Origin of the sequence: Streptomyces sp. KMM 9044, from assembly GCF_024701375.2 — a bacterium.
GTDB lineage: Bacteria > Actinomycetota > Actinomycetes > Streptomycetales > Streptomycetaceae > Streptomyces.
In genome coordinates this window covers 1,428,912-1,449,877 of record NZ_CP113910.1, presented here as the reverse complement: position 1 = coordinate 1,449,877, position 20,966 = coordinate 1,428,912, and the positions used below count along the sequence as shown (strand labels likewise).

At 68.2% G+C, this 20,966-nt stretch carries 20 protein-coding genes and 1 pseudogene; 13 read left to right on the top strand and 8 right to left on the bottom strand.

Annotated features, from left to right (window positions below; all coding sequences use genetic code 11):
• The first annotated feature begins 156 nt into the window (after positions 1-156).
• The 7 genes from HUV60_RS06505 to HUV60_RS06475 all read left to right on the top strand — a co-directional run bounded on the left by HUV60_RS06505 (position 157) and on the right by HUV60_RS06475 (position 9,290).
• Positions 157-2,535 (top strand): excinuclease ABC subunit UvrA, encoded by a 2,379-nt coding sequence (locus HUV60_RS06505; RefSeq protein ID WP_257853898.1) that lies wholly within the window; start codon positions 157-159, stop codon positions 2,533-2,535.
• Between the two features lie 298 nt (positions 2,536-2,833).
• Positions 2,834-3,769: an NAD(P)/FAD-dependent oxidoreductase gene (locus HUV60_RS06500; RefSeq protein ID WP_257853897.1), complete on the top strand. Its 936-nt coding sequence runs from the start codon at positions 2,834-2,836 to the stop codon at positions 3,767-3,769.
• A 62-nt stretch (positions 3,770-3,831) separates the two neighbouring features.
• Positions 3,832-4,815 (top strand): ATP-binding cassette domain-containing protein, encoded by a 984-nt coding sequence (locus HUV60_RS06495; protein ID WP_257853896.1) that lies wholly within the window; start codon positions 3,832-3,834, stop codon positions 4,813-4,815.
• Positions 4,812-5,630 (top strand): ABC transporter permease, encoded by an 819-nt coding sequence (locus HUV60_RS06490; protein WP_257853895.1) that lies wholly within the window; start codon positions 4,812-4,814, stop codon positions 5,628-5,630. The genes HUV60_RS06495 and HUV60_RS06490 overlap by 4 nt, the downstream gene beginning before the upstream one ends.
• A gap of 76 nt (positions 5,631-5,706) precedes the next feature.
• Positions 5,707-6,420 carry a class I SAM-dependent methyltransferase gene (locus HUV60_RS06485; protein WP_257853894.1) on the top strand — a complete coding sequence of 238 codons (714 nt, stop codon included), beginning with the start codon at positions 5,707-5,709 and terminating at the stop codon, positions 6,418-6,420.
• 39 nt (positions 6,421-6,459) lie between these two features.
• A complete protein-coding gene (locus tag HUV60_RS06480) occupies positions 6,460-7,842 on the top strand; it encodes a DoxX family protein (RefSeq protein ID WP_257853893.1) in 1,383 nt (460 codons plus the stop codon).
• Positions 7,843-7,907: 65 nt separating this feature from the next.
• A complete protein-coding gene (locus HUV60_RS06475; protein WP_257853892.1) occupies positions 7,908-9,290 on the top strand; it encodes an FAD-binding oxidoreductase in 1,383 nt (460 codons plus the stop codon).
• Positions 9,291-9,425: 135 nt separating this feature from the next.
• Here the strand turns inward: HUV60_RS06475 and HUV60_RS06470 are convergent, their stop codons facing one another.
• The 3 genes from HUV60_RS06470 to HUV60_RS06460 form a co-directional block, all read right to left on the bottom strand.
• On the bottom strand, positions 9,426-10,247 hold the full coding sequence (locus HUV60_RS06470; RefSeq protein WP_257853890.1) for an MBL fold metallo-hydrolase: 822 nt from the start codon (positions 10,245-10,247) through the stop codon (positions 9,426-9,428).
• A gap of 322 nt (positions 10,248-10,569) precedes the next feature.
• The gene (locus HUV60_RS06465; RefSeq protein ID WP_269441147.1) at positions 10,570-11,967 is read right to left on the bottom strand and encodes an IS1380 family transposase; all 1,398 of its coding nucleotides are present in this window, start codon (positions 11,965-11,967) and stop codon (positions 10,570-10,572) included.
• Between the two features lie 127 nt (positions 11,968-12,094).
• A complete protein-coding gene (locus HUV60_RS06460) occupies positions 12,095-12,304 on the bottom strand; it encodes a hypothetical protein (RefSeq protein ID WP_257853888.1) in 210 nt (69 codons plus the stop codon).
• Positions 12,305-12,857: 553 nt separating this feature from the next.
• Here HUV60_RS06460 and HUV60_RS06455 point away from each other — a divergent pair.
• The gene (locus HUV60_RS06455) at positions 12,858-13,685 is read left to right on the top strand and encodes a glycoside hydrolase domain-containing protein (protein ID WP_257849236.1); all 828 of its coding nucleotides are present in this window, start codon (positions 12,858-12,860) and stop codon (positions 13,683-13,685) included.
• An 89-nt stretch (positions 13,686-13,774) separates the two neighbouring features.
• Here HUV60_RS06455 and HUV60_RS06450 read toward each other — a convergent pair whose 3' ends face one another.
• The 4 genes from HUV60_RS06450 to HUV60_RS06435 all read right to left on the bottom strand — a co-directional run bounded on the left by HUV60_RS06450 (position 13,775) and on the right by HUV60_RS06435 (position 15,948).
• Positions 13,775-14,050 (bottom strand): hypothetical protein, encoded by a 276-nt coding sequence (locus tag HUV60_RS06450; protein WP_257849235.1) that lies wholly within the window; start codon positions 14,048-14,050, stop codon positions 13,775-13,777.
• Between the two features lie 157 nt (positions 14,051-14,207).
• Complete coding sequence (locus HUV60_RS06445; protein WP_443047502.1) at positions 14,208-15,008, bottom strand: HARBI1 family protein; 801 nt, start codon at positions 15,006-15,008, stop codon at positions 14,208-14,210.
• A 186-nt stretch (positions 15,009-15,194) separates the two neighbouring features.
• Complete coding sequence (locus HUV60_RS06440; protein ID WP_257849234.1) at positions 15,195-15,542, bottom strand: hypothetical protein; 348 nt, start codon at positions 15,540-15,542, stop codon at positions 15,195-15,197.
• Positions 15,543-15,750: 208 nt separating this feature from the next.
• Complete coding sequence (locus HUV60_RS06435; protein ID WP_443047228.1) at positions 15,751-15,948, bottom strand: IS3 family transposase; 198 nt, start codon at positions 15,946-15,948, stop codon at positions 15,751-15,753.
• Positions 15,949-16,084: 136 nt separating this feature from the next.
• On the opposite strand from HUV60_RS06435, the gene HUV60_RS06430 reads away from it, so the two are divergent.
• Together HUV60_RS06430 and HUV60_RS06425 are read left to right on the top strand one after the other, a co-directional pair.
• On the top strand, positions 16,085-16,768 hold the full coding sequence (locus tag HUV60_RS06430; protein ID WP_269441099.1) for a transposase: 684 nt from the start codon (positions 16,085-16,087) through the stop codon (positions 16,766-16,768).
• Positions 16,765-17,544: a transposase gene (locus tag HUV60_RS06425; RefSeq protein WP_257853091.1), complete on the top strand. Its 780-nt coding sequence runs from the start codon at positions 16,765-16,767 to the stop codon at positions 17,542-17,544. Before HUV60_RS06430 ends, HUV60_RS06425 begins: the two co-directional genes overlap by 4 nt.
• Before the next feature lie 789 nt (positions 17,545-18,333).
• On the opposite strand, the gene HUV60_RS06420 is transcribed toward HUV60_RS06425, so the two are convergent.
• Positions 18,334-19,617 carry an ISL3 family transposase gene (locus tag HUV60_RS06420; protein WP_269441146.1) on the bottom strand — a complete coding sequence of 428 codons (1,284 nt, stop codon included), beginning with the start codon at positions 19,615-19,617 and terminating at the stop codon, positions 18,334-18,336.
• A gap of 220 nt (positions 19,618-19,837) precedes the next feature.
• Here HUV60_RS06420 and HUV60_RS06415 point away from each other — a divergent pair, with 220 nt between their 5' ends.
• The 3 genes and pseudogenes from HUV60_RS06415 to HUV60_RS06405 all read left to right on the top strand — a co-directional run bounded on the left by HUV60_RS06415 (position 19,838) and on the right by HUV60_RS06405 (position 20,865).
• The gene (locus HUV60_RS06415; protein WP_257849232.1) at positions 19,838-20,173 is read left to right on the top strand and encodes a hypothetical protein; all 336 of its coding nucleotides are present in this window, start codon (positions 19,838-19,840) and stop codon (positions 20,171-20,173) included.
• Between the two features lie 109 nt (positions 20,174-20,282).
• Entirely contained in the window at positions 20,283-20,477 is a 195-nt protein-coding gene (locus HUV60_RS06410; protein ID WP_269441145.1) for a ribbon-helix-helix protein, CopG family, read from the top strand.
• Positions 20,474-20,865, top strand: a pseudogene (locus tag HUV60_RS06405) (type II toxin-antitoxin system death-on-curing family toxin). The gene HUV60_RS06410 and the pseudogene HUV60_RS06405 overlap by 4 nt, the downstream one beginning before the upstream one ends.
• Positions 20,866-20,966: the final 101 nt, after the last annotated feature.

The window sequence follows — 20,966 nt, the reverse complement described above, 5'->3', positions numbered from 1 at the left end:
TCCCAAGGAATCCGCTTAGCTTCTCGAAGAGCTTCTTCAAAACCCTCAACCGACTTTGCAGGTATACGCTTGAGTCCCATGAACCGGGACGTTCAGGAACTCGTCACCACGTCACCTGACGAAGGCATGCCGCGTCCGACGAACGGGAGGGACAACATGACCGCTGGCACGGAGACGGACACCCCGCCTCCTGGGCTGTGTGCCGCCGACAGCCACGATCTGATCCGGGTGCACGGGGCTCGTGAGAACAACCTCAAGAACGTGCATGTGGAGGTCCCCAAACGGCGGCTGACCGTGTTCACCGGGGTCTCCGGCTCGGGCAAGAGCTCGTTGGTGTTCGACACGATCGCCGCGGAGTCGCAGCGGCTGATCAACGAGACGTACAGCGCCTTCATCCAGGGCTTCATGCCCACCCTGGCGCGGCCCGAGGTCGATGTGCTCGACGGGCTGACCACCGCGATCCTCGTCGACCAGCAGCCCATGGGCAGCAGCCTCCGCTCCACGGTCGGCACCGCCACCGACGCGGGCACACTGCTGCGCATCCTCTTCAGCCGCCTCGCCAAGCCGCACATCGGGTCGCAGAAGGCGTTCGCCTTCAACGTCGCCTCGGCCGACGCCTCGGGTGTCCTCGTGGTGAACGGCAAGAAGATCGAGAAGGGCTTCAGCGTCGTCGGCGGCATGTGCCTGCGCTGCGAGGGCATGGGCACCGTCTCGGACATCGATCCCGCCCAGCTCCTCGACGACTCCAAGTCGCTCGCGGACGGCGCGGTCATGGTCCCCGGCTGGAAACCCGACGGCTGGGTGGTGCAGTCGTTCACCGAGTCGGGCTTCCTCGACCCGCACAAGGCGATCCGCGACTACACCGAGCAGGAGAGGTACGACTTCCTGCACCGGGACCCGGTCAAGGTCAAGGTCAAGGGCGTCAACACCACCTACGAGGGCCTTCTCGCGCGGGTGCGCAAGTCGTTCCTGTCCAAGGACAAGGAGACGCTCCAGCCGCACATCCGTGCCTTCGTGGAACGGGCGGTGGAGTTCTCCGTCTGCCCCGAGTGCCACGGCACCAGGCTCAGCGAGACCGCCCGGTCCGCGAAGATCGACGGCCTGAGCATCGCCGACGCCTGCGCCATGCAGATCAGCGACCTCGCGGCCTGGGCCCGCGGTCTCACCGACCCGTCGGTCACGACACTGCTCACCGTGCTCGGCCAGACCCTCGATTCGTTCGTCCAGATCGGCCTGGGCTACCTCTCGCTCGACCGGTCATCGAGCACGCTCTCGGGCGGTGAGGCCCAGCGCGTCAAGATGGTCCGCCACCTGGGCTCCGCGCTCACGGACGTCACCTACGTCTTCGACGAGCCCACCGTCGGCCTGCACCCGCACGACATCCAGCGGATGAACGACCTGCTGCTGCAACTGCGCGACAAGGGCAACACCGTGCTGGTCGTGGAGCACAAGCCGGAGACGATTGTGATCGCCGACCACGTCGTCGACCTGGGACCGCACGCCGGCACCAAGGGCGGCGAAGTCGTCTTCGAGGGCACCGTCGAGGGCCTGCGGGCCAGCGGCACCGTCACCGGACGGCACCTGGACGACCGGGCCTCACTGAAGCCGTCCCTGCGCGAGCGGTCCGGTGTGCTGGAGGTACGCGGCGCGAACGCCCACAACCTGCGTGACGTCGACGTGGACATCCCGCTCGGTGTGCTCACCGTACTCACCGGCGTCGCGGGCTCCGGCAAGAGCTCCCTGATCCACGGCTCGGTAGCGGGCCGCGACGGCGTCGTCACGGTGGACCAGTCGCCCATCAAGGGCTCCCGGCGCAGCAACCCGGCCACCTATACCGGCATGCTCGAACCGATCCGCAAGACGTTCGCCAAGGTCAACGGGGTCAAGCCGGCCCTGTTCAGCCCGAATTCCGAGGGCGCCTGCCCGACCTGCAAGGGTGCCGGTGTCATCTACACCGACCTGGCGATCATGGCCGGCGTCGCCACCACCTGCGAGGAGTGCGAGGGCAAGCGGTTCCAGACCTCGGTGCTCCAGTACCGGCTCGGCGGTCGGGACATCAGCGAGGTGTTCGCGATGCCGGTGGCCGAGGCCGCCGAGTTCTTCCGCAGCGGTGAGGCACGGACGCCGGCCGCGTATGCCGTCCTCGACCGGCTCGCCGAGGTCGGCCTGGGCTACCTCAGCCTCGGCCAGCCGCTCACCACCCTCTCCGGCGGAGAGCGGCAACGGCTCAAGCTCGCCGGTCACATGGCCGGAACGGGCAGCGTCTACATCCTCGACGAGCCGACCAGCGGCCTGCACCTGGCCGACGTCGAGCAACTGCTCGCCCTGCTTGACCGGTTGGTGGACGCCGGCAAGACGGTCATCGTCGTGGAGCACCACCAGGCGGTCATGGCGCACGCCGACTGGATCATCGACCTCGGCCCCGGCGCCGGCCACGACGGCGGAAAGATCGTCTTCGAGGGCACGCCCGCCGAGCTCGTCGCCGACCGCCCCACCCTCACGGGCGAGCACCTCGCACAGTACGTCGGCGCCTGACGCGATGCGGCCCTCGCCCGCCCTCCCGCCTGGTGACAGGGAGGGCGGGCGGGGGCCGCTGACCGTCGTCGGCCCGCGCCGGGCCGAAAGCCGACGTCGCCCGTACCGCCGTACGCGCACGACTGTCTGGCTCACCTCTTTCGCCCGCACCTCTCCCGCACCGCGGCGGCGACCACAATGCGGGCCGACGGCCTCCGCCCGCCGACAGCCCGTTCCGGCGTTCCCCACCGCGCACCCGCCGGACCGCTCCCACGGTGGACGGACCCGCTCACGCCGCCCGACGGAAGGGATCAGACCGATGTCCTCGCACGCCGACCACACCACCGTGATCGTGGGAGCCGGCCCCGCCGGGCTCACCGCGGCGCTCGGCCTGGCCAGATACCGGCACCCGGTGACCGTCGTGGACAGCCCACGGGCACCGCGCAACAGCGCGTCGGCGGGTGTTCACGGCCATGTCGGAATGGACGGTGTCACACCCGCCGAGTTCCGGGCGCGCGCCTGGAAAGAACTCTCCCGGTACGCGACCGTCGAGCGGCTGGAGGCCGACGCCGAGAGCGTGACCCCCGCTCCGGGCGGAGGCTTCCGGGTCGCCGTCGGCGGCGGGACCGTCGAGGCCCGAACCGTTCTGCTCGCCACCGGTGTCGTGGACGTCCTCCCGGCCGACGTGGACGGTTTCGCGGAGTGCTGGGGCCGCAGCGCGATCCACTGCCCGTTCTGCCTCGGCGAGGAGAACGCCGGCGGGCGCTGGGCGACCGTCGCCGACAACGCGGAACTCGCGGGACTGTCGGCCGTGGCCTTCCTCGCCTGGAGCGAGGACACCATCGCGATCTGCCAGGAGTCCATGCCCGGCCTGGAGACCGCTCGCGCGACGGCGCGGAGCAGCGGGGGCGAGGTCGTCACGGGAACGGTCCGCCGCCTGCACCACAACCAAGGGGCGCTGTACGCCGTCGAGTTGGACGACGGCCGGGTCCTGGAGCGGGAGACCCTGGTCTGGACGCCGCGACAGCGGCAGCAACCCGTCGTCAGGCAGGCGGCCGAAGAGCTGAAGCTGATGGTCGACGACGCCGGCTTCATCGGCGTCGACGCCTCCCAGTGCACCAGCGTGCCGGGCCTGTACGCGGCCGGGGACCTGACCAGCCGCTGGAAGCAGTCGGTCACCGTGTCGGCCGCGGCGGGCGCCGCGGCCGCCGACGCCATCCACATGTCGGCGTTGCTCGGTGCTGTGCGCCGCTGAGCCGGTTGCCCCGCCACTACTCGATTCGGGGTTGCGTCGGAATCGGAAAGGAACCACGGCAGATGCCAGCAGCGATCAGAACGGCCGGACTGTGCAAGCGTTTCGGCTCGCTCACCGCACTCGACCACCTCGACCTCACGGTGTCCGAGGGCACGGTGCACGGCCTGCTCGGCCCCAACGGCGCCGGCAAGACCACCACCGTCCGGGTCCTGGCCACCCTCATCAGGCCGGACGAGGGAGCGGCCGAGGTGTTCGGCGTGGACGTGCGTGACGACCCCGGCCGGATCCGGTCGGTCATCGGCCTCACCGGCCAGTACGCCGCCGTCGACGAACTCCTCACCGGGCGCGAGAACCTGCACATGATCGGCAGGCTGTTCCGGCTGTCGAAGTCCGACTGCCGGGCCCGCGCGAGCGAACTGCTGGAACGCTTCGGCCTGGACGACGCGGCCGACCGGCAGCCCAGGACCTACTCCGGCGGAATGCGGCGCCGGCTCGACGTCGCCGCCAGCCTCATGGCGCGGCCCAGGCTCATCTTCCTCGACGAGCCGACCACCGGCCTCGATCCGCGCAGCCGCATGGAGGTGTGGCGGCTCGTGCGCGAACTGGTCGCGGAGGGCACGACCGTACTGCTCACCACGCAGTACCTGGAGGAGGCGGACCAGCTCGCCGACTCCCTGTCGGTCATCGACCGGGGCAGGGTCATCGCCGGCGGCACCCCGGACGAGCTGAAGGCCCAGGTGGGTCAGGACCGGGTCGGCATCACGCTGTTGGACGGCGAAGGCATGGAACAGACGGTGCGGCTCCTGCGGGAGCGGCTGGGCGCCGACCCGGTCGCCGACCCGCAGAAGATGGTGGTCCACGCTCCGCTGCCCGACGGCGGCACCCTGCCCGACCTGCTCCACCTGCTCAGGGAGTCGGGGATCGCGATCGGTGACGTGGCGCTCCGCCGGCCCACTCTCGACGACGTCTTTCTCGCCGTGACCGGCCGCTCCGCCGATCACGGCGTCGACCAGCGCAACAGCGGGAAGGAAACCGGGCGCACATGACCTCCACCACCCTGACACGGGAGAGCGGCACGTCGTACACGCCGTCGCGGAACACCCTCGGGTGGTGGCTCTCCGACGTGTGGCAGATGACGCTGCGCAACGTACGGCACGTGCTGCGCAGCCCCGACCTGGTGATGTTCTCGCTGGTCCAGCCGGTGATGTTCATCCTGCTGTTCACGTACGTCTTCGGCGGCGCCATGGACGTCGGCGGCGAACGCTACGTCCAGTTCCTGCTGCCCGGCGTCCTCGTCCAGATGGCGCTCTACGGCTCCGCGGCCGGCACGACCATCGGGGTCGCCGCCGAGATGCACGAGGGCCTCATGGACCGCTTCCGCTCGATGCCGATGAGCCGTACCGCCGTGCTCATCGGGCGCACGCTGTCGGAGATCTTCCGCAACGTCGGCGTGGCCTGTGTGACCGTCGGAGTCGGCGTGATGGTCGGCTTCCGGTTCCACAACGGCCTCCTGCCCGCGCTGGCCGGCCTGTTGCTGTTGCTGCTGTTCGGCTACGCGGTGTCGTGGTTCGCCGCCTACCTCGGGCTTTCGGTGCGCAACGCGGAAGCCGCTCAGGCGGTCGGCGGCGTGTGGATCTTTCCGTTCACACTGATCTCCTCGGCGTTCGTACCGACCGACACGATGCCGGGCTGGCTCCAGGCGTACGCTGCCCACAGCCCCATGACGGCGGCCGTGAACGCCCTGCGCGCACTGTTCACCGGGGGCCCGGCGACGAGCTACGTCCTCCAGACCGTGGCCTGGTCGGTCGGCCTGATCGCGGTGTTCGCCCCGCTCGCGGTCCGCAAGTACGGTTCGCGCTGACCGGCGGGGATGCCTCCCTGACAGAAGTCCGCAAGAGACCGGGGACGCGCCGGGGGGCGACGCAATCATGGCAGCCATGACTGAACCTGTCGCCGCACCCGACGGACCCGCCCCGATGACCGAGGTGTTCGACGCCGTCTACCGTGGGGAGAGCCCTTTCGGCAAACGCCCGCCGTGGGACATCGGGGCGCCCCAGCCCGCCTACGCCGCCCTGGAGGAGGCGGGACTCATCGGCGGCGCGGTCCTCGACGCGGGCTGCGGCACCGGTGAGGACGCCCTCCACCTGGCGGGCAAGGGGTACGCGGTGACAGGGCTGGACCTGTCCCCGACGGCGATCTCCCTCGCCCGCGACAAGGCCGGGGCACGCGGACTCGACGCCGTCTTCGAAGTCGCCGACGCCCTCGACCTCAAGGGCTGGGAAGGGTGCTTCGACACCGTGATCGACTCCGGCCTCGCCCACACCTTCGAGGGCGACACGCTGCGTTCCTACGCGGCGGCCCTGCACCGGGCCTGCCGCCCGGGGGCGGTGGCGCACATCCTCTCGATCAGCGACCGGGGGTCCGCGGAGATGCAGGCGCGGCTCGCCGAGGCCGTCGAGGAGATACCGGCGCCGCTTCCGGACAACGACGAGCCACCCGGCCCCAAGCGCTCGGCCGACCACTTGCGGCACGGCTTCGCCGACGGCTGGACGGTGGAGTCGATCGACGAGACCCACATACGCGGCATCATCCCGACCACGTCCGAACTCCTTGACGTGCACGCCCGGCTCGGACGTTTCCGCCGTAGCTGACGCGACCACCGAAGACGGCCCTTGCGAAGGTGATGAACGATGAAGGTGCGAGTAGGCAAGTGGCTGCGGGCCGTCGCGTCCTCACCGGCCGGCCGGACGGCCCGACGGGTGGTCCCGTCGGCCGGCGCCTCCCCGGCCCCGCCTCCCTGGACCGGGGCCGCCCGCGCCGCCTACCGGTTCGGTTTCGCCTACGCCGGCCTGTACTGCCTGACTTCCCCTCAGGTCTATCTGGCCCTGCGCGGCGGCGGCATGGGGCGTCTCCAGGAAGCGGCCGACTCCTGGGCGAAGCTCTGGGAGGTACGCACGGTGCGGAACTGGATGTCCGTGCGGGTCCTCGGCAGGGAGTTGGGTGACCGCTTCGACGGCGGCGACGACCCGCACACCTGGGCGGGGCAGCTCTGCTGGCTCGCGGGCGCCGCCGTGGCCACCCCGGTCTGGTCCGTGCTGGACCGGAACTGGACGGACTGCGCGGCGCTGGACAAGTGGGTCCGCCTGGCCGCCCGTTTCTGCCTCGCGGGGCAGATGTTCTCCTACGGTGCGGCCAAGGCCGTCCCGCTCCAGTTCCAGCTGCCGCCCTCCAAGCTCGTCGAGCCGCTCGGCGACCTCAGCCCGATGGGCCTGCTGTGGGCGCAGACGGGGTCCTCCAAGCCGTACCAGATGCTGCTCGGCTGCGCGGAGATCGCGGGCGGGCTGCTGCTCATCGTTCCGCGCACGGCCTCGCTGGGCGCACTGGTGTCAGCGGCGGAGATGGCACAGGTGCTCCTCCTCAACATGACCTTCGACGTCCCCGTCAAGGTCCACTCCTTCCACCTCCTCCTGCTCAGCCTGCTTCTGCTGGCCCCGCACACGCCTCGCCTGGCCGGAGCCCTGCTCACGGACCGCCCGGTCCCCGCTGCCGTCCCCACGGACCTCTTCCGCTCCCGCAGGGTGAACCGGATCGCCACCGCACTGCAGGCGGGGGCGGGGCTCTGGCTGCTCGGCGCACAACTGCGCAACGACTGGTCGTTCTGGAAGAACCACGGGGGTGGACAGGAAAAGCCCGAGTTGTACGGCGTCTGGGACGTCACCGACTTCTCCATCGACGGCGAGCGGCACCCGCCCATGACGACCGACGGCCGGCGCTGGCGCCGAGTCGTCGTGGACTCCGCCGACGCCGTGGTCATCCAGCACATGGACGACTCGCTCGACCCCTGCATGGCGGCGATCGACATGAACGCCCGTTCGGTCGCGCTGACCAAGATGGCTGACCCCAAGTGGCAGGTGACGTTCACCTTCGAGCGCCCGGCCGACGATCGCCTGATCCTTGAGGGCGACGCCGACGGCTACCACCTCCGCCTGCATCTGCGCCGCCGCGACCTCGGCACCTTCCCGCTGGTCGGCCGTGACTTCCACTGGGTGCAGGACAACTCGTACCTGCGGTAGCGGACCAGTCCACCGAGCGGCACACACGGGACGGCGGCCCGTCGTCCCGGGGAGGAGAACAACGGATGAGCGCGGACGTGGAGACGCTGGCCGCGGAGGTACGAGGCCCCGTCCTACTGCCCGGAAGCCGAGGGTACGACGAGGAACGGACCGGATTCCAGACCGGCTTCCGGCACCGGCCCGCCGTCGTCGTCGGCGCCACCCGCCCCGAGGACGTGCGCGCCGCCGTCCGCTTCGCCGCCGAGCGGAGACTGCCCGTCGCCGTGCAGTCCACCGGACACGGCATCGTCACGGCCCTGGACGGTGAGGGCGTACTCATCACCACCCGCCGGATGAAGGCCGTCGTGGTGGACGCGGACGGCGGAACCGTCAGCGCCCAGGCCGGTGTGCTGTGGGGAGAGGTCATCGAGCAGGCCGCCCCGCACGGTCTGGCCCCTGTCAACGGCTCAGCTCCGCACATCGGCGTCGTCGGCTATCTCCTCGGCGGCGGTGTCGGCCTGCTCGGCCGCCGGACCGGTTACGCCAGCGACTACGTCCGCGCCATCGACATCGTCACCGCCGACGGCGCGCTGCGCCACGTCACGGCCGGCTCCGACCCCGACCTGTTCTGGGCGCTGCGCGGTGGCGGCGGCAACTTCGGCACCGTCACCGCCGTCGAGACCGCCCTCGTGCCGGTGGCCAGGCTCTACGGCGGCGGCCTCCACTTCGCCGCGGACCACCCCGTCGACCTGCTGCACGCCTACCGCGCGTGGACCCTCACGCTGCCCGAGGAACTCACCTCCTCGATCGGCCTCATGACCTTCCCATCGATGCCGTCCGTCCCCGAGCCGCTGCGCGGACGCTACGTCGCACACGTCCGGATCGCCTTCACGGGATCGGCCGAGGAGGGCGAACGGCTCGTGGCGCCCCTGCGTGCGCTCGGCCCGCGTCTGATCGACACCGTCCGGGAAATGCCGTACACGGAGGTCGGCACCATCTACCAGGACCCGCACGTCCCGCACGCCTACTTCGGCGGAAACGTCCTGCTGAGCGAGCTCGATCCGACGGCCCTGCGTACCGTCATGGACGTGGCTGGACCCGATGCGGCCGTCCCCTGCATCGTCGACATCCGTCACCTCGGTGGGGCGTTCGCCCGTCGGCCCACCGACCCGGGCGCGGTCGGGGGCCGTGACGCCGCGTACATGCTGCGAGTGATGACCGGCGGCACGGCCGCGCCGTCCACCGCAGCCCGGCCGATCCACCAGCGCGTCTACGACGCCTTGAAGCAGTGGACCGTCGGCCGCAGCCTCAACTCCGTCTACAACGACGGCGCCCCGGTCCGCCAGGAGCAGGTGCGGGAACTCTTCGCGGCCGAGGACCTCGAGCGGCTGCGACGCGTGAAGACGCTGCACGATCCGCACAACCTGTTCCGGTTCAACCACAACATCCGACCGAAAGACAGCGATTGACTGAGCTTCGTCGCTTGCATGCGGGCACCATGCCGCTCGTCGTGCCCGTGGTCCCGCTGAACAACTTCGTCGTGGTGATCGTCGTCGCCTTGGTCATCGGTTCAGGGGCGTCTTGTGGCAAAAGCAGTTCTCTGGTCAGGGCGTCCCTTCGCGCTTGCTTCGTCGGGCGAGGTTTCGGGCCTGCCCTTCGTGAATGCCGCTTGCCCACTCCCAGCCGGGTTTGGGCGATACGACCCGTGGGTCGCTGGAAACCCGGGCGTTACGTAGGTCCTCCACGTACGCTCGATCCAGTTTGATCCTTGCGCGTACCTTCTCATCCTTGGCGACGGACCCATGTCCGGGGATGAGGACATCGACGTCGTCCGCTACGCCCTCAAGCAGCCCCAGCCCGATGAGGTAGTCCTCAGTCGGGTTATCGGTGTCGTCGAGCATGGGAACGAAGACATCGGAGAGCATGTCGCCTGCGATGAGAACTCGGCGTTCTTCGATCAACAGGGCCGCATGGCCCGGGGCATGCGCCGGGTGCTCGATGATCCGCACCTTGGGGCCGTCCCAGGGAAGCTGCGCGGTTTCAGCAGGCAGACCAGTGATCAGGCCGTACAGGTCGAGCGGTGTGTCCTCAGCGATTTCCGGCGGCAGCCCCTCGACGATGCCTGCCTTCCAGTCCGCGTTCGACAGCACCTCCTGCATAAAGTCCGCGCAGCGGGCTGTGCCGTAACGAGGCGCTTCGCCGAGTTCGGCGTGCCAGAGTACGTGATCCCAATCAGGATGCGTCGAGAACCCTGCCACCACGGGTCGGCCCAGCTCTCGAAGGTCGTTCGCCAGGCAGGTCATTTCGGCACCGGTAATCCCGGCGTCTACGAGTAGCACGCCGTCCTTGCCCTGCACGACAACGGTGTTGTTCTCGAGCAACTTACTCTGGTGGATCAGCACACCCTCGGCGACTTGCTTCAGCATGAGTCCCTCCCCGTTTGATGTCCGCACCCTGCCAGAGGGTCTGGCGCACATCAACACAACCGGACGGCGGTGTGTGATGCCGACTCCTTACGGCGAGACCGTCCACGGAGACTTCTCCAGGGGCCAGCCCTCGATCATTCACGTGCGCGCGCCGGCTTGAGGGGGTCGGCTGAGGTGTCCGGTTTCCGGCGGTTCGTTCCGCTGGGTGATCGGTGCCGGTCAGGGCGGTGTGCCGCGTGTCGTCGCGGTGGGCGTCGGCTTCCACGGTCCGAGGGTGCTGCGGGTCTTCTCCTTCCGGGCTGTTGGGGCGACGGATTGGTGGTCAGCCGGTGTCGGGCAGGTCCTGGACGCGGTCCCATGCGGCGACGGCCCGGTGGGCGGCGGGCCAGGCGGGGTCGAACTTGAGCTCCCGGCTGCGGGCGTGGTCGGCCGGCTTGGCGGGGATGTCGAAGAGTTCGCTGCGCAGGGTGGCGGGTTCGGCGCGGGCGAGTTTGCCGTCGAGGGCGAGGAGCTGCAGCCAGGAGATCAGGTCCATGGTGAGGGCGAGCAGGGTGCACCAGGCTTGGTTCAGGGCGAACTTGGCCGAGGGCAGCCGTGTCAGGGTGAGCGCTTTTGATCTTCGAATGCCGGACTCGACGTGCGCGTGGACGCGGTGACGGGCGTCGAGCCACTGCAGTTGACGGCCTGGGGTGTTGGTGGCGATCACGGTGTAGCGGAAGCCGGTGGCCACTTCGTAGGGCTTGAGGTCCTTTTCGTACTTGGGGTGGATCGGCTCGCGGCGCACGACGATCCGCAGGCTCCCGGGCCGGCCGGTGAGGTCGAGCAGGTCGGTGATCTCGACCAGGGCGGCGTCCTCGCGTGGCTTTCCCTTCGCGTCGAGCGCGGGCGTCCACGCCTTCTTGGGGACCTTGGCCAGCGCGGTCCAGAAGTCGTCATCGCGGGTCCAACCCACCGAGTAATCCCAGGTGTTGGCCTTGTTTCCGCCGCCTGATGTGATCCAGGTGAGCCACTCCTTGGTGGCGCCGGCACCATCAGCGCGGAAGAGGACCTTCCGGCGTCGGCGGGTGGGCAGCTGGCGTATCGCCTCGGCGCCGACCTCGATGTGGTCCACGGCAGTGTTCGACCCGGCGCTGCCCGGCCGTAGCCGGCACACCAGATGCTCGTCGGTGTTGTCCAGGAAGATCAGCAGCGGGTGCAGGCCGAAGCCTTTGCGGTGGGCTTCGGCGCCTTCCTTGTCGGAGTGCACGGGCACGAAGGAGGCGTCGATGTCCAGGACTGTCCAGCCGGTCAGTGGTCGGCCGTCCACCCGGATCCAGGGGAACCCGCCGGGGCGCAGGTCGATCAGGTCGTGCACCCTGGAGCGGGTCCTGGCCGGCGCCGAGGCGATCTTGTCGAGCTGGAGAGGGCCGATCCCGTCCAGCGTGCGGTACAGCGTGGAGGCGGAGGCCGGATGGCCAAGGATCAGCGCGGCCTGCCGCATCATATCGATCCCCGCGATCGACCGTGACCCCAGCAGCACCGCGCACGCCGCCGACACCAACACCCCGCCCCGGTCATGCACCGGATGGAAGTCCCGCCGCACCAGCGCCGACGACAGCGCGTCGGTCAGCCCGACCTTGTCCGCGAGACGCCGCACCGGCACGATTCCTGCCTTGCCCACCAGCTTCCGCCCGCCCGTCGACAGCGACAAGCCCTCCGCCCACCCAGTAAGCTTCGACACCCGGAGGGTGCCTCCTTCCCAGCATGATCCAGTCGTAGAGAAGCTGAATCATCGCAGGTCGAGGCACCCTCCTTTGCTGATCTCACACACCGTCACCAGCAGCCGCCCGCCTGGTGAATTCATGAGGCTAGGGAGTTTGTCCGGCCTCGTCGACGATGCCGCTGTCGATGAGGGCGACGGAGGTGACGACGGTGCCGGCCTTCCCCCACGCGTTGTCCTCCACGAGGACCGTGCGCTCACCCAGCAGTCGGGCCGTGCTCTTGTCGAAAATCCACTCAGTGCGTTCGCCGCCGTGTGTTCGGGCGACGGCGACCCCGTGTCGGCCTGCCGCGTCCACAGCGTCGGAAACGGCGTCGACTCCGGGGATGAGGGCAGCGGCCCGGTAGAGAGCCGCGGTGGTCTCGGGGGAGTCGCTCCATTGCGCAGAAGGTCGCCGATCGTGACGAAGGCTTCCTGGTCCGGTCCCGTCGTGGAGTCGGAACCGGCACCGTGATTCTCCTCGGCGTCGTCGCGGATCCGCTTCAGCAGAGCGTCGGGATCGGCCGGCAGGGCAGCCAGGAAGTTGTAGGTCGGTGAGTTCAGATTCCCTCCGCCCGCAGTGCCCGGCAGTTCATTAGGCAAGTCACTTATCGGAATCAAGGCTGTCGGCTTGCACACGGACCGGCGTCAGCGTTGGTGCAGCCGCCAACCGAGCCCACGCGAAGCTGCTCACCTTCACGACACGGACGTCGGCTATTCTGCGATCCGCTTCGGGCATCCGAAGCGGAGGGCGCGCCACTACGCAGACGCTGCACCCGTACTGCGGTCGAGTTGCGGGGTAGCGCAAGCTGTCCTCTGCGGGCGCGTCGGATTCACGGCGGCCATAGGCTGCCATACGAATGGGGTGGGGATTGTCCAGTCATCGGCTGTCCAAAAAGAGCCGCTACATCGCCTGGGCGACGGCGGGGGTCGCCGTCGCTGCGGGTGCCGGGATCGCAGCGCAGACGTCCATGGCGGCCACCGTTTGGCCCGCACAGAAGACGTACACCGGTCGAGCGTTCGATACGTGCACTGCGCCCTCGCTCGCGGCGATGAAAGCGTGGAACACGAAGTTTTATGGCGCCGCCGCTGTCTACATCGGCGGCAAGAACCGTGGCTGCGCTCAGCCCAACCTGACCAAGTCATGGGCGAAGTCGGTCAACTCCACCGGCTGGAAGCTCATTCCGCTCTACGTCGGCGCGCAGCCGCCCTGCCAGAAGAGCGCAAACCCGGAAAGATTCACCGCTTCCACGGCGGCCTCCGTCGGTGCGAGTAACGCGAAGGACGCGGTGGCCAAGGCATCAGCCCTCGGGATGAAAGCCGGCAGCCCGATCTACCTGAACATGGAGTCGTACGACATCACCGACAAGGCGTGCAACGACGCCACTCTGACCTACGTGCGCTCCTTCACCAAGACGCTGCGGAACGCAACCTACCGTGGCGGCCTCTACGGCTTCAGCAGCTCCAGTGCCAAGGCTATCGCCACCGCCCCGAACAAGACGGACCTGCCAGGCAACCTCTGGTACGCACTGTGGGACAAAAAGAACACGACCACCACCGACTGGCCGTGGAACCCCGCTCAGTACACCAACCACAGTCGCGGCCACCAGTACATGGTAAATAGCAAGGAAACGCGGGGCGGTTACACCATCACAGTCGACCGCAACGCCTGGGACGCCCCTGTCGCCATCATCGGCTGAGAAGCTCTAACCAAGCGAGACCCCGGCTGGTTAGGGAAGGCCAGCCGGGGCAGCTCAGGGGCGCGGGGTACCCGAAGGGTGGGGTTTTTCTACTGCGTCACCGTTGGTGTGCGCCGGCTCCTCTCGGCCCGTACTTCCATCAGGGACACCGCGATCGCGGCCAGGAGCAGGGGGAAGGCGACAGCGTTCGCGACCTGGGGGATGTCGGCGGCTCGCAGCAGGCTGGCTGCGATGGACAACACAAGAAGGCTGAGGGGGAGGAACCTGCGCCACGGGGGCAGGCCGCGCATTCTGGCGACGCGCGCCGAGTACCACAGGGTGAAGCCGAGTATGGAGATTCCGATAATGGCGATGACGAACAGCATGAGTGTCTCCCGTACGGAGGTGGGCAGGCTTTCACCAGTTGTTGAAGGCTGCAAGCGGATGTGGCGCTCCGCAGAGGGATCCGCGGAGCGCCACATTAATCAGGTTCGGTCAGTGAACCCTTCTCGGTAACGTCTCGTGACGGTTTGTGATCTTCGTTCAGGTGGTGCGGCCGTGTTCCATCTGGAGCAGGACGAGGGCGGCTCGGGCGATCCGGGTGATGCTGCCAGGGTCGAGGCTGACCCGGCGCAGAGCCTTGAACGTGACTTTGAGCAGGGCATTCGCGCGCTCGGCGACGCCGTGGATGCCACGGATCACCTTGTTGAACGTCTGCTGTTCGAGGTCGAGTTCGCCGCCCTGCGGCTTCTTGGCCGGGTGGCGGAAGCCGTCGCCGGCGTTCTCGTAGCCGAGATCGGTCAGAGTCGGGATGTCCAGAGTGGCGGCGAGCCGGTTCAGCGCGCCGATCAGGCCGTGGGTGCGCGCGCAGGTGGTGTCGTGCTCGCGGCCGGGGCGGACCGGGGACACCCAGAGCGGCCAGCCGTCCGGGGCGGAGATGACCTGCACATTCCCGCCATGATGCTTGTGCTTCCCGGACCACCAGAGATCTGCCCCGTTGGGACCGGGGGCGGCGACGCGGTCGGTGCGGATGACAGTGCCGTCCAGGTTGAGGTGGGTGTACCCGGCGGCCGCCGCCCGCTCCAGTGCGGTGGCCAGGTCCGGGGCGTGGTCGGCGAGCACGGTCAGCCCCTCGTGGAGATAGCGGTAGGCGGTCGGCACCGAGATCCGGCTGTCCCGGGCGAGTTGGGCCAGCCGGGTTCCGTCGACGAACCACCGCAGGACGAGGATCCCCTGCTTGAAGACGCCCAGGGCGCGGGTGTTCTTGCGGGTGCCGAGCCGGTCGCGGTGCTCGCGCAGGAGCCGGGCCAGGGTCTCGGCGGTCTCCCTGCCGACATCGAGCACGGCGGTGTAGGTGATACTGGTCAACGTGTGAAGCCTCTGGCCGTACGGAACTTGATTTTCGCAGACCTGCTCCTACCAGGGGCTTCACCCATATCTGACAGCGGGGCACTCGACGCGGTCCGGCTCACCCCGCACGCGGTCACGCACCGCAACCGTCACGTTGCCGAGAAGACCTCAGTGTCCAGGTCAGCCTTTGGTGTAGACGATGCGGTAGTAGGAGACGTAGGTCCGTGATGTTCGGGCCCAGCTCCAGCCGCCGGTGCGGGTCCACTTGTAGCCCGACCATGCGACGCGGTACGTGGTGCGGTCGCGGTAGGAGTACTGGTAGCGGGTTTCGAAGGATGCGAGGATCTTCTGCCTGCCCCAGCCGTACCAGGCCACGACCTTACACTTGAAGACGTACTGCTTGCGGTACTTGTACTGGCGCTTCCAGGATGAGATGGGCAGCGGGCCCCAGTCGCCGCTGACGACGTCCCAGAACCAGTGGTAGTTGTAGCTCTGCCAGCTGCCGTAGCTCCAGCCGGTGGTACGCAAGACGGTCGTATAGCTGCGGCCGGTCCAGGCGTGCTTAGGGACCCGGCAGGTCGCGCAGCCGGTCACGTCCTCGTTGTTGATCGGGTCGGCGCAGGCGTAGTCGTAGGCGTTGCAGCTGCCACCGGGGACCGGGTCTGCGGACAGGAAGCGCCCCAGGGTGGGGCTTGAGGGGCCTCGCGTTTTCCGGACAGTGAGCTGACCGTCTATTTCACGCAGCTATGTGCAACTCCGTGTATTCGGCGTGGACTTCTCGCGGCGGGCGGTAACCAATAGTCGAGTGGAGGCGCTTGTGATTGTACCAGAGTTCGATGTATCGAGTGATGTCCTGTCGGGCGGCCTCTCGGGTCAGGTAAGTCACGCGGGAAACCCGCTCGTTCTTCAAGGCCCCGAAGAACGATTCTGCCATGGCGTTGGCCTCGTGTATTCAGCTACGAGGGCCGTCCGTCAGTGATGTGACGCCCTGATAGCGGAAGGGTGCCCCTGACCTGCGATGATCTGAACTTCCTAGATCAAGAACGTCGCAGAGTGGGGGCACCCAACAGGTGCAGGCTACCGAATGGGATCGTCGGCTCGTTGTGCGGGCCGACGGCAAGAACCTGGTCGGGCATGCGGGCGTGGTGCTGCTGCACCGGATCGCGGACCGGGTCGGGCTGACCCGCGCCCTGGCCGCCGCGCTGCCCCGCGGCGTCGGGCCGGGGTGGCGGGATCGCGGGATGGCCCTGGTCCAGCTGGCCTGCGCGATCGTCCTCGGCGCGAGGAATGTCCTGCAGGCCGAGCAACTGCAGCAGCACTGGAGGCCGTTCTTCCCCCGTCCGGTCTCGGACAGCACCCTGTGGCGCACGCTGGAAGCCATCGACGGCCCTGTCGGAGCCCGGGTGGAGCGCGTGCGCGCCGTGATACGGCGTGGGGTGTGGACGCTGCTCGCCCTGCGGCCCGGTGGGTTCCCGTGGATCTCGGTATGCGGGCGCACGCTCACCAACTGGTACGTCCTGGATCTCGATGCCACCTTGGTGACCTGCACCAGCAAGAAGGACGGCGCGGCCGGCACGTTCAAGGGCGGCTACGGACATCACCCGCTGGGCGCCTGGCTGGCCAATACCCGCGAGTGCGTGACCATGCTGCTACGGCCGGGCAACGCGGCGTCCAACGACGTCGCCGACCACAAGACGGTGCTGGCCGCCGCGCTGCGGCAACTCCGCTGCCGCTGTGGTCGAAGCTGCTGGTGAGGATCGACGGCGCGGCCTTCAGCCACGGCCTCCTTGAGCATCTGCAGGCGCTGACCACCAGCCGCCGCCGAGTGCGCTGGGTGACCGGCTGGGCCATCAATACCGCCGACGAGGCCGCGATCGCACTGCTGCCCGCGGACGTGTGGAACGACGCGCTGCGGCAGGACGGCGAGGTCCACGAGATCAAGGGCCCGGACGGACAGAAGGTCACCTACCAGGTCGCCGAGCTGACCGGGGTGCGCGACCTGAGCGGCTGGCCCGAGGGGATGCGGCTGATCGTGCGCCGGGTCAAGCCCTCGCGCCGCGATCTGAAGAAGCTGACCGCGTTCGAGCAGCGCACCGGCTGGCGTTACCAGATCGTCGCCACGAACATTCCCGCCCACCAGGGGCTTTCCGGGGTGTCCGGCTCCGGGCAGGTGTGGTTCGTCGATGCTCTCTACCGTGATCATGCCGAGGTCGAGGATCGTGTCAAGGCGATCAAGCGGATCGGCCTCGGGCTGCTGCCCTCGAAGTCCTGGCAGCTGAACGCCGCCTGGGTGCTGGCTGCCACTATCGCCGCGGACCTCGACGCATGGACCAGGCTCCTTCTCCTGCATGACGAGCCCGAACTCGCCGCCGCCGAACCGGAGACGATCCGCAGGAGGCTCTACCACCTGCCCGCCCGGCTCACCGCCCACGCACGCAGACGCACCCTCCACCTCGACCGCACCTGGCCCTGGGCGCCGGCGTTCGCCACCGCCTGGCAGCGGGCCACCCAGCTTCCGGCCCACACCTGACGGTCGGCCCCGCCCCGACGACAGCGGAGAGGAGAGGACCCGCAGCACCCTCGGGCCCGTGGAACCCGACGCCCCGCAGCGTCACGCGACGGCCCGTCCTCGAACGGCAGGGGACATTACGGGCAAACCGCCGAACCGACCGACGTCACACCGCAAGTGAAGAATCGAGGTTGGTGTGTCCAGAAGGTGATTGTGAGGTTCTGATGTAGAAGACGGGAACGAACAGTTGCCATGCTGTTGTGGAGATGAAGGTAGGTCCTTCGGCATCGGCATGCAGGTGCAGGTGTCAAACCACCATGAGCTGCTGCGGTGAATGAGCCGTGGTGGTGAGCGTCATGGAAAAGCCGTACTAAATATGGCAGGTGTGGGCTGAGAAGGCGAACGCAAGTGAACCGCCGATGACGTGTCGTAAAGCTTAGACGACATCAAAACCAGGGCCTCAATGCTGTCCTGGGACAAGCCAGACGGGAACCTGTTTACTGGTCTGGCGGTGTCCGGCATGAAGGTGGCGCGAGCTCAGTCTGGGCTTCACGGGTCTTCGAAGTTGGGTGTGGCTCCTTTGGAGGGACGGCCCTAGCTGCGTGAACTGCGGCTTGAGGCACGCCCGAGTGATCGACTCGACCACGACAGCGGGTCACGCGGTGACCGGCACCCTCCGCGCTGTCGATCTTGATGCGACGCGCGGGCGTGACCTGCTGGTTCCGAAAGGATCTCCACGACCGGCAGTCGAGCCCAACCGGCAAATGCCCAGCTCAGCCTGTCCCTCCAAAGGAGCCACACCCTTCGAAGTTAGTCGGGGACCCCCTCGCGGCGGGCTCGTCTCGTGGTCGCGCAGAGTGACCGTAGGCGTTGGTTGGCGCGGTTGCGATAGCCGAAGGCGCATCGCGCGTCGAGCTTGATGACGCGGTTGTTGCCCTCGCTGGCGGCGTTCGTGATCCCGGTCAGGACGTATGCCTCGATGCCGTTCCACCACTGATCGACGGTTTCGGCGAGGGTGACGAGTTCGGGCAGGTGGGCGTGGTCGGCGACGTGGGCGTTGAAGCGGTGGCGGGCTGCGGAGATCGCGGAGCGGTCGGGGGTGACGTGGGTGCGGTGGACGGCCAGGCCGAGGAGGTCACGCAGGAGTTCCTTGGCCTGCCAGGCCGCGTAGATCTGACGGCCGTAGGTGCCCATGTACTCCAACTCGACCTTGAGCAGGGCGAGTTGTTCTCCGGTGAGGTCTTCCTTGTTGCGGCGCAGGAGTTTGCGGACGGTGTAGACGCTGTCTCCCTTGCGGGCCCGGCGGCCGTGCTGTTTCCAGGTGAGGCGTCGGCGCAGGTCGGCGAGGTGGCGCTGGGCGAGTTGCACGATGTGGAAGCAGTCGATGACGACGGTGGCGTGGGGCAGGGCGCGGTGGATTGCGGCGCGGAAGGTGGCGCACAGGTCGATGGCGACGTAGCGCACGTGTTCGCGCCAGGCGGCGGGCTGGGCGCTGAGCCAGTCGGCGACCGAGTCCGCGTTGCGGCCCTCGACCTGGCCGAACAGGCCGCGTCCGCCGATCGCGTCGACGAAGCCGATGTGCCAGGCATCCGCGACCAGCTCCCACTTCTCCGTGTCCGGGTTCTGCTTCCATACCGGCTTGCCCCGCCTCGTCTCGTCGATCCCGATCGCCTCGGTCGTCGGCAGTGCGGCGGGCAGGTGGCGCTCGGCGTAGGTGCGGGTGGCGCGCATGACGACCGGCCAGGACGGCCCCAGGTCGCGGCCGGTCTGCACCACGGTGCGTCCGCCGTCGGCCACGGCCTGCCCGCACGCGGTCCGCAGCCGCTCGGTGAGCCGCATCCGTGCGGGTATCTGGGGAATCTGTTCGGTGAACGAGCCCCGCTCACAGGCATCTTCACGACACTGCCAGCGCCGTTTGTGCCAGCGGATCCGTACCGCGCCACCGCCATGGGCGAGGTCACGAGGCCGCGTCACGGCCCGTTCCTTGACCCGGGTGGCGAAGGTCCCGCACGCCGGGCAGGCCCGCGCCGCCGGGGCCGTGGTCACCAGACGCACCGTACGTATCCCGTCCTCGTCGCGGACGACCTCGGCCACCGCGACCCCTCCAGATCGAACAGCGCCGTCGCGCCGGTATCGTGGCCCATGCCGCCCGTGTCTGTTTGAAGATCGGCTGTCTAGACACCAGTCATGATCCACAAGCAGCGCGGGCGGTCTGCGTTCACCCCTCACGCACCCACGACGGTCACTCTCGGCAACCGGCGGTACAGGTCACGGGCGGCCCTCCCCGACTAAATTCGAAGACCCAACAACCCTATTGGGTCCCTGTCCGGAAACTCCGGGGCACCTCAACGACCGGCTGAGAGTCGCCTACCCGAACGCGGTCCTCGTCCACACCCCGGTCCACGCCTCCTGGCTGAACCAGGTGGAGATCTACTTCTCCGTCGTGCAGCGCAAGGTCGTGACACCCAACGATTTCACCGACCTCAACGAGGTCGAGGACAGGCTCCGAGCATTCGAAGACCGCTACAACACCACGGCACAGCCGTTCCAGTGGAAGTTCACCACCTCCGACCTGGACGATCTACTGGCCAGGCTCGACCGGCACACCGCCGATCACCAGGCAGAATCCTCCGCCGCCCCAGCCGCATGATCAACCCCCGAAGGACTTACGACGCAGACCACTAAGGCCCTGCGTCACGCCGCTTCGGATGGGATCCCCACCAAGAGCACCGTTGATACCGGACTGGTATCATGGGTGTATGGCGATGACACTCCGACTCCCCGACGACCTTGACGCGAAGCTCACCGAGCGGGCTCGCCGAGAGGGCCGCAGCAAGCAGGAACTCGCCATCGAGGCCATCCGTGACGCCCAGGACCGGGCCGAGCTGAAGGTCGATGACGTTCTGGTCGAGCTCATGGACAGTGATACGGAGATCCTGGACTACCTGAAGTGACCGACGTGCGCTACATCCAGCTCGACGAAATCCTGGCCATCGCCCGTACGGTCAATGGTACGGAGCACAGCGTGCGTGACATGGGCCTTTGGTGTCAGCGATCGAACGACCCCGGACGAACGTGTTCGGAACCGAGCTGTATCCCACGCTGCACGAGAAGGCTGCAGCACTGCTGCACTCCGTCGCCCGCAATCACGCGCTGATCGACGGCAACAAGCGCACCGCTTGGCTTGCCATGCGCGTCTTCCTGCGGTTCAACGGCGTCAGTGCCAGCACCGCCCCACCGCCTGTCTCCATTGCCGGCCCATTCGTCGAGGACGTTGCGCAGGACAACATCGATGTACCGGTCATCGCGAAGCGCTTGGCGGCCTGGTTCCCCGTTTCCTGACGTTCGACGACGTGAGGGCAGGGCACGCGCGTGCCCTGCCCTCACGCGCGGTCCGAGCCCTGCTCAGGTCAAGCCGGAATGGAACGCTGTGCACTGGAAGG

Bases quoted from the DNA above. Each gene is read 5' to 3' on its own strand.
- HUV60_RS06505 (WP_257853898.1), top strand. From the start codon at position 157: ATGACCGCTGGCACGGAGACGGACACCCCGCCTCCTGGGCTGTGTGCC.
- HUV60_RS06500 (WP_257853897.1), top strand. From the start codon at position 2,834: ATGTCCTCGCACGCCGACCACACCACCGTGATCGTGGGAGCCGGCCCC.
- HUV60_RS06495 (WP_257853896.1), top strand. From the start codon at position 3,832: ATGCCAGCAGCGATCAGAACGGCCGGACTGTGCAAGCGTTTCGGCTCG.
- HUV60_RS06490 (WP_257853895.1), top strand. From the start codon at position 4,812: ATGACCTCCACCACCCTGACACGGGAGAGCGGCACGTCGTACACGCCG.
- HUV60_RS06485 (WP_257853894.1), top strand. From the start codon at position 5,707: ATGACTGAACCTGTCGCCGCACCCGACGGACCCGCCCCGATGACCGAG.
- HUV60_RS06480 (WP_257853893.1), top strand. From the start codon at position 6,460: ATGAAGGTGCGAGTAGGCAAGTGGCTGCGGGCCGTCGCGTCCTCACCG.
- HUV60_RS06475 (WP_257853892.1), top strand. From the start codon at position 7,908: ATGAGCGCGGACGTGGAGACGCTGGCCGCGGAGGTACGAGGCCCCGTC.
- HUV60_RS06470 (WP_257853890.1), bottom strand. From the start codon at position 10,247: ATGCTGAAGCAAGTCGCCGAGGGTGTGCTGATCCACCAGAGTAAGTTG.
- HUV60_RS06450 (WP_257849235.1), bottom strand. From the start codon at position 14,050: ATGCTGTTCGTCATCGCCATTATCGGAATCTCCATACTCGGCTTCACC.
- HUV60_RS06435 (WP_443047228.1), bottom strand. From the start codon at position 15,948: ATGGCAGAATCGTTCTTCGGGGCCTTGAAGAACGAGCGGGTTTCCCGC.
- HUV60_RS06410 (WP_269441145.1), top strand. From the start codon at position 20,283: ATGGCGATGACACTCCGACTCCCCGACGACCTTGACGCGAAGCTCACC.